We start from the raw sequence: 11,657 nt of genomic DNA, 5'->3' as shown, positions 1-11,657 counted from the left end.
GACTAAAGACTAAAAGACTAAAGACTAAAAGACTAAAGACTAAAAGACTAAAGACTAAAAGACTAAAGATTAAAGACTAAAGATTAAAGATTAAAGATTAAAGATTAAAGATTAAAGATTAAAGATTAAACATTAAACATTAACTGTGACTCCGTCACGGGACAAATTTGCTGCGCAAATTTGTAAGAGCTTATAAAGAAACGGAACGCTCTTCACGGGCAGCGGTAGCGGACTTCACCTGCTCATGCGCATGATAAGAGCTGCGCACCAGCGGGCCGGACTCCACATGGCTGAAGCCGCGCTTCAGCCCCTCCTCCTTGAGCTGGGCGAATTCCTCAGGAGTATAATATTTCTCCACGTTCAGATGCTTTGGTGAAGGCTGCAGGTATTGGCCCAATGTCAATATATCACAATCCACCGACCGCAGGTCATCCATCGCCTGCAAAATCTCATCCCATTCCTCGCCAACGCCAAGCATAATGCTGGATTTGGTTGGGATGTCCGGCTTCATCGCCTTGGCTCTGCCCAGCAGTTCCAGGGAACGGCGGTATTTGGCCCGCGCCCGCACTCGGTCAGACATCCGCTCTACCGTCTCAATATTGTGGTTCAGTATATCCGGACGACTGTTCATTACAATTTCAAGACTGTCCCGGTCGCCCAGAAAATCCGGTATCAGCACCTCTACACTGCACAGCGGAAGGCGCTTACGGATTGCAGCTACGGTCTCGGCAAAAATCTGTGCACCGCCATCCTTCAGATCATCACGGGCCACGCTCGTGACCACACAATGTTTCAGTTGCATCCCCTCGGCAGCCTCAGCCACACGCTCCGGCTCCAAAAGATCGAGCTCCGTAGGCAGACCTGTATTTACGGCACAAAACCGGCAGGCCCGGGTACAAATGTCACCCAGTATCATAAAAGTAGCCGTGCGGTTAGCCCAGCATTCATAGATATTCGGGCATCGCGCTTCCTCACATACGGTATGTAGAGTTTTGGAGCGCATCATGCCTTTAATTTCCTGATAATGTTCACCCGTCGTTAACTTGATTTTGATCCAGTCTGGCTTGGGTTGTTTGGCTGTCCGATTAGTCAAAGTGAAGAACCCCGCTTTCGCCTGAATATTTAGTTGCATCCATTAAAGTTTGCTGCCTCATATTATAGCATGTGCAAGGGCCATTTGCCTGTTTTTGTGAACCTTTGGGCAAGGATGGATAAAATAAGCCCATTTGCTCCACTCTACAAGTAGAAACGGCTACGCCGTCCTTATCAAAGCTGATGATTCCGGAGCACCGATACTGCGTACCGCTTTTAGCTGCCCGTTCCAACAGGAAAGACAGAGACAGGAAAGATAAGGAATAAGAACAAAAAGCACCCCAAGGGTGCTCTTGATAAAAACTTGTTAACACATCAGCACCCGGACCTAGGAGGTTGTAAACATGCCGGCTCAATTCAGGAATGCTGCAATACGGAAAACAGTACTCTGTCTGTCAGCCGCCGCCATGCTATGGGGAACAAGCTATCCGGGGGCAGCGGCTGCAGAATTACGCCTTCCCTCAGTCCGTACTGGAACTGTGTCAGACAAAGACACACTCTCTGCCCGCCGCAAGGAGCTATATGATCAAATGAGCGCTGCTACAGGGGTTACCTGGTTCCGTTTCGCTGCTATTGACCAATATGAACGGACGATTGCCAAAAAGAAAAGCGGAACCGCGGAACCCGCCAATCCCCGTCTTACCGGAATCAGCATCCCCGCACCGGTATGGTGCGGACCGCTGAACCCGGATCAAGCGGACCAGGCCCCGCAATCCATCGGATTTTTTGGAGGACTCGGAAAGGATGGGTCCGGCGACGGTGTGGCTGATCCCGGGAATGATGCTGATGTACTCTACAGTATGGCAAGGCATCTGATGAAATACGGGGATTCTGCCAGCGATTTCAATATCGGTGTGTGGGAATATTACCATAACGGCAGGGCAGCGCAGCGGGTAGCACAGTTTGCCAAGCTGTACGAGCATTTCGGACGGCTTGATTTGTCGGGCAGTGCTTTTCCTCTGCCGGTGGGCTCCCTCTATTCTTATCACAGCACTTGGGGCACCGGCAGAAGCTGGGGCGGAGCGCGTATCCACGAAGGGACAGACCTGTTCACACCTCACGGCATGACTGTGCGCAGCACCTGTTTTGGAATCGTGGAAACCAAGGGCTGGAACCGCTACGGCGGCTGGCGGATCGGTATACGCGATATCGAAAACCGCTATCATTACTACGCCCATCTGGCAGGGTATGAGAAATCACTCTCCCGTGGAGATATTGTGGCCCCCGGCCAAACGATCGGCTGGGTCGGCAGCTCCGGCTACGGCAACCCGGGCACTCAAGGCAAGTTCCCGCCTCACCTGCATTATGGAATCTACCGCGACCGGGGGATTACGGAGTGGGCCTTCGATCCTTATCCCTTACTGAAGCAGTGGGAGAATGCGGAATACAAAGCTGTGAAAAAACGGAAGTAATTGCAGCCATTCCACCTGATCATCAGACGGCGTCCTGTCCTGTCAGCATGGAACAGGTACAGCTTACTCTAATGGAGCATTAGACAACCGAAGGGTTCAAGCTCCACAACCAGACGATCATTATTACAGATCGTTGTCCCTGTCAGCAGGTCGGTTAACTCCGGGGTGCCGGAGCGGAAACGGTCCACCTCCAGATGATAGCGGTTAGGGGAATTATTAATGACCAGCCCTATCTTCTCCTGCCCGCTGGACCGGACGTAACCTAGAACATTGCGGGTTTCATCCGTGAACCAGGGACGGAAAGAACCTTTTCGCAGCACCTCATATTTCTTCCTTAGACCGATCAGCCGTGTATACCAGGCATGGAGTGTGCTGTTCTGCTCTTGCTCGCGCCATACCATCGGCCGTCTGCAGTGCGGATCTGTCGCACCCTCCATGCCAACCTCATCACCATAATAAATCATAGGCATACCGATATAGGTCATTTGAAAGAACACTGCAAGCCTCATCCGGTACATCGCCGTTTCCTCATGGTTCCAGCCCCGTCCACCCTGCTTGCAGGCCGTTAAAAAACGCAGCGTGTCATGGCTGCCAAGCAGCTGGAACATGGCCGCATTCGCCTGATCGTTGCAGAACGCTTCCTGATGGATTACTTGCTCCATAAAGCGCACCGGTCCAGTTGACTGCTCAGCAAAGAACTCCAGCACCGCATCGCGCAGAACATAATTCATGCCGCCATCGAACTGGTCGCCTCTGAGCCAAGGCCCGGAACCATGCATGATCTCACCAATCAGCAGCAGCTCGGGGAATTCTGCTTTGAGTTCACGGCGAAACCGCGTCCAGAACTTGTGCGACACCTCATTGGCCACATCCAGACGCCAGCCGTCAATCCCCGCCTCACGTACCCAATGCTTGGATACCTCCATCATATAATCCGCAACTTCTGGGTTGTCCATATTCAGCTTGGGCATATGCGCCTCAGCTTTGCCAAAGGTCTCATAGTTTGGAGAAGGGGTCTGTACCACTGGATAGGAGTGGATTAGAAACCAGTCCTTGTACCGGGAACTCTCCCCATGCTCAAGCACATCCCTGAAGGCAAAAAACGTATCACCGGCATGGTTGAATACGGCATCCAGCAGTACCCTGATTCCATGGTGGTGAGCCTGATCCACCACAGCCCTCAAATCCGCTGTTGTGCCAAACGTTGGGTCGACCTTGTAGTAGTCAGAGGTATTGTATTTGTGCTCGGAAGGAGACTCGAATATGGGCGTCATGTACATAGCTGTGATGCCCAGCTGCTGCAGATAAGGGATTTTGTCCAATATCCCTTTCAGATTGCCTCCGTTATAGCTGCTGGGATAAATCTGATAGACTACCGCATCCTGACTCCAAGAGGGAATTTTAACCGCTTCCGGCTGGTGCATGTAAGCATATTGAAAAGATCCGGCATGCTCTCTGTTCTCTGCTATCCCTCTCTCTCCATACCACAAATATTCCCCGGCTGGGTTCATGACATGGAATAAGTATCTGCATTTGCCAGTTACTGATGGAAGGACGGCTTCATGAATCTCATAAGCTCCTGCAGAGCCGATCCGCTCCATTGGAAGCGGGATTTCGCTCCCCGGCGAGTCATAGCGGTCAGAATGAATCACGGTGCAGGTCAATTGCTGCCCATTCTGTACGAAAAGTCGCAGCTTCAAGCTGCCGGGGCCAACCGGAAAAGCAAAGGGATCTTCAGCAGTATGGTATAGAAACCAGCGGGTCATATGATACGAGCTCCTTTTATTGTATGATGGGTTTATGTCTTGGTCATTAGCAGAAACGGCTACGCCGTTTGAAACCTATAATCCTTATTTTTTCAAAAAATCCGGCTGGATCGTGAGGGAAAACTATGAAGGTAACGATTACGGATATCGCCTCAGCGGCAGGTGTAGCCAAATCCACAGTTTCTAAGGTGCTGAATGATTCACCGAAAATCTCGCAGGAAACCAAACATAAGGTCAGAGAAATCATGAAACAAATGAATTACACACCCAGCAGCATCGCCACAGGTTTAGCCCGTCAGAGCAGCAGCAATATTGGGCTGTTGATCGACATGTCCAAATCCAGTGAATTCTTGAATCAGTTCTTCTACAGCATCATCGGCGGCATTGAAAGTGTAATCGGATCCATGAAATATGAACTGACCATCGCCAATGTGGAGCATAACCACCCGGAGGGCCATTTCCTGCACAGGCTCATAAGAAGCAAGCGGGTCGATGGCCTTATCGCCAACACCTCGGTGCTTACAGAGGAACTATGCATGGAGCTCAACCGGCTCCAGTTCCCATATATTTCGCTGGGGGAAGTTGCCGGCTCCGAATGCTGGGCCGATTTCGATAACGAAGCTGGCGGTAGAATGCTCACCCGGCATCTGCTGGAGGAAGGCTACTCTGCGGTTGCTTTTGTTGGCGGTCAGGAGGGAGATCCTCTCTTCATCCGCCGGCTGGAAGGCTGCAGGGAGGAACTTTTAAAAGCCGGACTATCCCTCCCCGAGCAATGGATTATGAACGGCGCGGCAGAAGAGGCGGTAGGCTATCAAGCGGCCAAACAGCTGCTGCGTAGCGAAACGCCGCCGGATTCCCTGATCTGTATGAGTAATTTTGCCGCATTTGGGGCACTGCAGGCTGCAAGAGAGCTGGGGGTACAAATTCCCGCTGAGCTTGGAATTGCAACCTTTGATGAATATCCGTTGTCCCGCTACACCACACCGCCATTAACCTCGCTTAATTTGGACACTTTTCATCTGGGGGTATCGGCCGGTGAGTTGTTAATGGAAAGGATCGACGGCAAAAATGAAGCTGGCCGCGGGCTGCTGCTGAAGCCGGAGTTAATTCCGCGGGAGTCAACATTAAGAAAAGTAAGGGAAACCGGTTTCCCTAAATAGAAACTATCATACCCATCTAGAGATGTCAACGGAATAAGGCATGTCCCTGAGTCGTTAAAAACCTCCTCCACGTTAGCCCGTGAAGGAGGTTTTGTTATTTCGCTGAGTATTCCTGCAGCTTATTTATTGAAGCTCTGCCGGAGCTTTGAATAAACTGCAGCACCTCATCCATTATTAGGCTGCTGTCTTCGCAGTGGCACAACATATGGCCGCTTCGCTCCACCATTAATACACGTTTGCTTGCCGAGGGGATGGTGCGGTGCAGATAGGCCGCGCTTTTTGCTCTCACCAAATGATCCCTGCCGCCCTGAACAATTAAGGTCGGGGTCTCAATCTGCGGATAGATCTCAAAGCTCTCACGCACCAGACGTTGAAATTCCCTTGTAGCCTTCGCCGGAGTAGAGCCGAACTTGCTCAGGTAATTCCGGATCATAACCGGGCTGCCCAGGGTCTTCAGAATCTCCAGCAGGTTAAGCGGAAAAACAGGTGTAGACAGCAGCGTAAGCGACTTGATCTGTTCCCGGTACTGCACAGATAAGTGGGAAGCAATAAGCGCTCCGGTGGAAAAACCGATCAGGTGCACCCTGTCGCCATCATTCAACATCTCTTGCAGCTGGTCTTCGGCGCTCTGCCGCCAACCCTGCCTGTCGGATTGAAGCAGGTCATGCCGGCTCCCCCCATGTCCTTTTAGCGTAAAGGTTCGGGCAGGGTACTGATGCTGTTCCAGGAATTGCGCTAGCGGAGAGATTTCGTATTCCCCTCCTGTGAAGCCGTGTATGAATAAGCAGCGTTCCATAGGCGCCCTCTTTTCGTTGGAATTCATTATTAGTAGCCTATTAAGCAGGATTCCCATGTTTAACCCATTTTAAGAAAAATAACCCTAACTGCTCCAATCGTCAAGTTTTGACTCTGGACAAGGATGGGGCTGTTTTTTTATTTTACTGCCCAAGCATTACCAAAGTTTTTCCATATAGTAATATCACACCATTCGAATGGTTATTGTTCAGCTGTACAGGCTATTGCTCTACTTGAATCACTGCCTATCTATTTGAAAGCCCAGACGACGGTTTGGGATTTTTACTGTGGGCGGGTTACTCGGCCTATTCTATTATGAGAGGATGAACTCTTTTGCCAAATTTCAGTTCGTTTCAAGCAAACCCCGATAATCTGCGAACGCTGATCTTCGGGCGGGACCCTTCCACACTGATTGACCGCCCTCTCACCACCGATTCCAGCGGAAATCTGACTACAGTCATCCTTAATGGTACGATCTCCAGCGTGCTCGGCGCTACCATTACCGCCGGTACACTATCATCGGCGGGTACGGTTACCAACCTCTTAAACGGTACGATTACCAGCGTGCTCGGGGCTACCATTACCGCCGGTACGCTATCATCGGCGGGTACGGTTACCAACCTCTTAAACGGTACGATTACCAGCGTGCTTGGGGCTACCATTACCGCCGGTACACTATCATCGGCGGGTACGGTCACCAACCTCTTAAACGGTACGATTACCAGCGTGCTCGGCGCTACGATTACTGCTGGTACATTATCATCGGCGGGTACGGTCACTAACCTGCTAGATGGTACGATCACTAGCGTGCTCGGGGCTACGATTACTGCTGGTACATTATCATCAGCAGGTACTGTAACCAACCTGCTAGATGGTACAATTACCAGCGTGCTCGGGGCTACGATTACTGCCGGTACGTTGTCATCGGCGGGTACGGTCACCAATCTCTTAAACGGTACGATCACTAGCGTGCTTGGGGCTACCATTACCGCCGGTACACTATCATCGGCGGGTACGGTCACCAACCTCTTAAATGGTACGATTACCAGCGTGCTCGGGGCTACGATTACTGCCGGTACGTTGTCGTCGGCGGGTACGGTCACCAACCTCTTAAACGGTACGATTACCAGCGTGCTTGGGGCTACCATTACTGCCGGTACGTTGTCGTCGGCGGGTACGGTCACCAACCTCTTAAACGGTACGATTACCAGCGTGCTCGGCGCTACCATTACTGCCGGTACGTTGTCGTCGGCGGGTACGGTCACCAACCTGCTGGATGGTACGATCACCAGCGTGCTCGGGGCTACGATTACCGCCGGTACACTCAGCAGCGTAACCTCGATTTCACAGCGCAGCTTCATTGAACAGGCAACTACCGGCATCACAACAGCCGATGCGCTTACGCCTCTGCCTGCGAACACGACAAGCGTGCTGGGCACTTATTCTTATTTCATCGTGAATACCGGCGCTAATCCTGTAAATACGCAGGTGGAGATAAGTGCGGACGGAACCAATTATTTTGTCGACACAACCGGTAATAATCCGCTTCCTGCCGGATCTGTGGATGTCCTTGTTCCATCCCGGTTCCTCAAGTACACCCGGCTGGCCTATCAATCGTCAACACCGGGTTCAGCATCTACGCTCAATGTCATCTTCGATGCTCAGGGAACGTAAGTTATCTATCGGTCATAGTATGTAATGACAAAGAGTGCATGGGTAGCCCATGTACTCTTTGTTCTGCCCGCCTTTACCGGACAACACTCCCATCGTGCATCACAGAACTGTGGGGAAACTGACTCTCCAAGGAGGAACACCCGTGAAAAAGCCCACCCTAGGTGTACATCTCATCATTCGCAATGAAGCCGCTCTTCTCCCCCAATGCCTGGACAGCCTGTCCGGTGCTGCGGATGAAATTGTAATTGTAGATACGGGTTCAACCGATGATTCCTTGAGCATCGCTGAAGGATACGGAGCCAAGGTATACCGAATGAATTGGAACCATAATTTCTCGGAAGCGCGCAACACCGGGCTGTCCCATGCGCAAACGGATTGGATCCTCGTCTTGGATGCCGATGAAATATTGAAGACACCGCTCGGAGAAATTACCGATATGCTCCAGAACACTCCAGCCCTGGCTTATACGGTTAATATAGAAAATTGGTTGGGAAGCTCTCCTGAGGAGCGGCTGACGCACAGCATAATCCGTCTGTTCCGCAATGGAAAAGGGTTCAGCTTTGACGGAATCATCCATGAAGGGTTAGACGCCTCTATTATCGACAAGCACGGTGCTTCCGTCATTCACAGCAGCAATATCGAAATCACTCACCTGGGATATTTACCGGGCCTCATGGCCCAGAGGAATAAAGTCAGCCGCAACGAGCAATTGCTGCGCCTTGCGCTGGGAAAAGAGCCGGACAATCCTTTTTACAGCTATAATCTGGCGGTTACCTGCTGTCAGAACGGACAGCTGGAGGAGGCGGCAGAACTGCTAAGCCATACCATCCATCAAGCTCCGCTTCAGGTGTCTTACCGTCCTTCGATGATCCGCGATTTAGGTAAAATCTATCTGGCCATGAATAATACGAAGGGGATTGATGCCCTGCTCGCACGGGAACTGCAGCGCTATAGGGATTACCCGGATTTGCATTTCATCCAGGGGCAATCCTGGGAGAGCCAGGGACTGATCGAACGTGCTTGTCAGTCCTATGAGCGCGCAGCGGCGGGTTCGGAAGCTGCACTAAGTCAAGAAGCTGCCCTCAGCGGGAAATATGTTTCTGAGAAAGGCATGAACAGCTTCCGCCCGCTGACCCGTCTGGGAGAGAACTCTCTTCAGCTTGGACACACGGAGGATGCGGCCCGGTGGTTTCACCGTGCCCTTCAGCATCATTCAATGTATGGTCCAGCACTTCAGGGAATAGCTTCAGCCTTCCAGCGCCTGAATGTGCCGGATCCGGAGATTTCCACGCTGTTGATCCAGCTTGCGGGTACAGAGCAGCCTGCCGGGAGAAGCGCGGTAATCCATGCCCTGGAATCCGTCCATGCTTATGAGGCTATTGCCGGATTGCCGCGGGCGGGTTTTCCGCTGGAATGGGAGACACTGCCTGCTATAATCTCCGCATGGATGATTACCGGACAACTGCAGGAAGCAGGGTCTGCTCTGCGGGAGGCTCTTCCTCTGTTGAAGCAGGAAACAGACAGAGACAGAGATGTCACGAGGCAGTTATGGATTATTCATGCCATCTGCCGGTGGCAGGAAGACAGACAACAGACCGAATCATACGGATTTCTGGATGCGCCGGAGCCCTTGCGGTCCGGGCTATTGCATATCGGTGAAAAGTTGGCGCGCCAAGTTTCAGCTCCGGCTGCGCCAGACAATGCCGGTGAACATTCCCTAGTGGTCACGGAGCTGATCCGGCAGGCGGTTAAACTGCGCAGCTTCGGGCTGGCTGCCGAACTGGCCGGGCTGTTTCCAGAACACCGGGCCGAACTTGCCGGGGCTCTGTATGAGGCGGGCCAGCTGGAGGCCGCAGGGGAGCTTTTGATTACCCTGGCGGCCGGCGGTCAAACGGGAGGGAAGGGTTCTTTTTATCTCGCGGAGATGCTCTTTGACCAAGGCCATTATGGGGAGGCTGCCGAGTGGTTCCGGCACATGCTTGACACAGCACCAGCGGATAACCCTTCCCGCATTGGGCTGTCGCTGAGCTACCTTCATCTAGCCAAGCAGGAGCTCGAAGGAGCTGCAGCCAGCTTCCCGGAGATATATACGCAGGGACCTTTACAAGAGGACATCGCTGCGATCCATCAGGCCATCGCCGTGCTGAACCGTACTGCCTGGCATACACAGTGGAGTGCTAATCAGAACATTCAGGGAGGAGCCGCAAGATGAGCACACCAAAACACCGCATTTCCCTCTGTATGATCGTCAAGAATGAGGCGGATAATCTGGCACAGTGCCTGGCAAGCGTACGTGGTGTGGCTGACGAAATCGTAGTGGTTGACACCGGATCAACAGACTCCACTGTTCAAATTGCCCGAAGCTTCGGGGCGAAGGTCGTGGCCTTTCCCTGGAGCGGTGATTTTGCCGCTGCCCGCAACGCCGGCCTGAATCAGGCTCAGGGACAGTGGATTCTTATACTGGATGCGGACGAGGAGCTGGATCAAGGCAGCAGGGGCGAGCTGTTGCTGTGCGCGGAGCATATGGAGTATGAAGCGTTTTTTCTGCGAATTCATAATCACTCAGGAACGGCCCGCTCCTCACAGACGATTACCGTGAATCCGATATTGCGGATGTTCCGCAACCGCCCGAGTTACCGCTTCAGCGGGATCATTCATGAACAAATCGCCTCGGTTATCGTAAAGGAAACCCCTGCCGCCTCCATGCATTTGAGCACTGTGGTGATTCATCATTACGGCTATGCCAATGGCGTAGTGGCCAAAAAGGATAAGATCCGCCGCAATGTCGAGCTGCTGAAGGAGCAGCTGAAGCTGAATCCGGGAGACGCTTTTCATCATTTTAATATGGCTGTCGAATATATGCGGCTCGGGGAGTATGACCCTGCGCTTGAGCATATCCGTACTTCGCTTGAACAGGTGGAGCCGGATACAAGCTATGTCCATCTCCTGTATAAGTACGAAATCCGCTGCCTGGCGGTCAAAGGCCATGTGCAGGAGGCGCTTGCAGCCTGTGAGCGGGGGATTCTGTTATTTCCCGACTACCCGGACCTTCATCACCTAAAAGGTATACTGCTGCTGCAGTCGGCAGCTTACATGGAAGCCAGAGCCGCGCTGCGGCAGGCGCTGGATATCGGCGTTTCGCCGCCGGGCTATCACACGGAATCCGGCTGCGGGACGTATGTTACGCTGGCTGTGCTGGGGCAGCTCTGCCAGGAGATTGGTGAAGACTGCGAATCGGCTGCCTGCTATACCCGAGCCGCCCAGCTTCATCCAGCGCCTTGGCCGCTGGTTGCACGGCTGGTGCGCACGCTGAAATGCGCGGGCCGGGAGAACGAACTGAACGGTTGGCTGGATCTGCATGTTCCCGGAGTTGCAGCGGAGCACCGGAAGCTGGCCGTTCTGCTGCTGAATGAAGGCTGCTTCGAAGCGGCCGCGGCGCAGCTGGAAAGGAGTGCACTTGGGCAAATGGACCCGGGGGCCGCCAATGACAGCAGTTCCTGCGTCAAGTCGCTTCAAGAAACCGTTGCCGCTTCTGCCGGAAGCTTAAACGGTGAAGATCTGGCTGGCCTGCTGGGTCTGGCTTCGGACATGGCCGCGGGCTGCGCCGGCATGACCGCACACCCGGCATATCAGCGCAGCCGGACCTGGATTCTGCTGGCTGACGGCGCACTGGCCTCGGTCGCCTCTTCGGCACCCATGCATCCCGCTGCTGGCAGAGCGCGTCTATTGCTCCCGCTACCACGGGTAACAGACTAGAG

8 protein-coding genes are annotated in these 11,657 nt (G+C 52.9%); 5 read left to right on the top strand and 3 right to left on the bottom strand.

What is annotated here, in order from left to right:
• Window positions 1–190: 190 nt before the first annotated feature.
• Complete coding sequence (gene lipA, locus A3844_RS23930; protein WP_244169838.1) at window positions 191–1,093, bottom strand: lipoyl synthase; 903 nt, start codon at window positions 1,091–1,093, stop codon at window positions 191–193.
• 343 nt (window positions 1,094–1,436) lie between these two features.
• Between lipA and A3844_RS23925 the strand changes: the two genes are divergently transcribed.
• Complete coding sequence (locus tag A3844_RS23925) at window positions 1,437–2,504, top strand: M23 family metallopeptidase (protein ID WP_074108675.1); 1,068 nt, start codon at window positions 1,437–1,439, stop codon at window positions 2,502–2,504.
• A gap of 68 nt (window positions 2,505–2,572) precedes the next feature.
• Here the strand turns inward: A3844_RS23925 and A3844_RS23920 are convergent, their stop codons facing one another.
• Complete coding sequence (locus A3844_RS23920) at window positions 2,573–4,270, bottom strand: alpha amylase N-terminal ig-like domain-containing protein (protein ID WP_074108674.1); 1,698 nt, start codon at window positions 4,268–4,270, stop codon at window positions 2,573–2,575.
• A gap of 125 nt (window positions 4,271–4,395) precedes the next feature.
• Between A3844_RS23920 and A3844_RS23915 the strand changes: the two genes are divergently transcribed.
• Window positions 4,396–5,430 (top strand): LacI family DNA-binding transcriptional regulator, encoded by a 1,035-nt coding sequence (locus A3844_RS23915; protein ID WP_074108673.1) that lies wholly within the window; start codon window positions 4,396–4,398, stop codon window positions 5,428–5,430.
• A gap of 94 nt (window positions 5,431–5,524) precedes the next feature.
• Here A3844_RS23915 and A3844_RS23910 read toward each other — a convergent pair whose 3' ends face one another.
• Window positions 5,525–6,226 (bottom strand): alpha/beta hydrolase, encoded by a 702-nt coding sequence (locus tag A3844_RS23910; protein WP_074108672.1) that lies wholly within the window; start codon window positions 6,224–6,226, stop codon window positions 5,525–5,527.
• Window positions 6,227–6,558: 332 nt separating this feature from the next.
• Between A3844_RS23910 and A3844_RS23895 the strand changes: the two genes are divergently transcribed.
• From A3844_RS23895 to A3844_RS23885, 3 genes are all read left to right on the top strand, one after another.
• Window positions 6,559–7,899, top strand: a complete 1,341-nt coding sequence (locus A3844_RS23895) for a DUF6385 domain-containing protein (RefSeq protein WP_244169837.1) — start codon at window positions 6,559–6,561, stop codon at window positions 7,897–7,899.
• Between the two features lie 142 nt (window positions 7,900–8,041).
• Window positions 8,042–10,111 carry a glycosyltransferase gene (locus A3844_RS23890; protein ID WP_074108671.1) on the top strand — a complete coding sequence of 690 codons (2,070 nt, stop codon included), beginning with the start codon at window positions 8,042–8,044 and terminating at the stop codon, window positions 10,109–10,111.
• Entirely contained in the window at window positions 10,108–11,655 is a 1,548-nt protein-coding gene (locus A3844_RS23885) for a glycosyltransferase (protein WP_074108670.1), read from the top strand. The genes A3844_RS23890 and A3844_RS23885 overlap by 4 nt, the downstream gene beginning before the upstream one ends.
• Window positions 11,656–11,657: the final 2 nt, after the last annotated feature.

The organism is Paenibacillus helianthi, assembly GCF_001909055.1.
Classification (GTDB): domain Bacteria; phylum Bacillota; class Bacilli; order Paenibacillales; family Paenibacillaceae; genus Paenibacillus_AQ; species Paenibacillus_AQ helianthi.
Note: the sequence above shows the minus strand (reverse complement) of the source record. Positions and strands in the feature narration are given on the sequence as shown.

Coding starts and splice junctions, on each gene's coding strand:
- A3844_RS23925 (WP_074108675.1), top strand. CDS start 1,437: ATGCCGGCTCAATTCAGGAATGCTGCAATACGGAAAACAGTACTCTGT.
- A3844_RS23915 (WP_074108673.1), top strand. CDS start 4,396: ATGAAGGTAACGATTACGGATATCGCCTCAGCGGCAGGTGTAGCCAAA.
- A3844_RS23885 (WP_074108670.1), top strand. CDS start 10,108: ATGAGCACACCAAAACACCGCATTTCCCTCTGTATGATCGTCAAGAAT.
- A3844_RS23910 (WP_074108672.1), bottom strand. CDS start 6,226: ATGGAACGCTGCTTATTCATACACGGCTTCACAGGAGGGGAATACGAA.
- A3844_RS23920 (WP_074108674.1), bottom strand. CDS start 4,270: ATGACCCGCTGGTTTCTATACCATACTGCTGAAGATCCCTTTGCTTTT.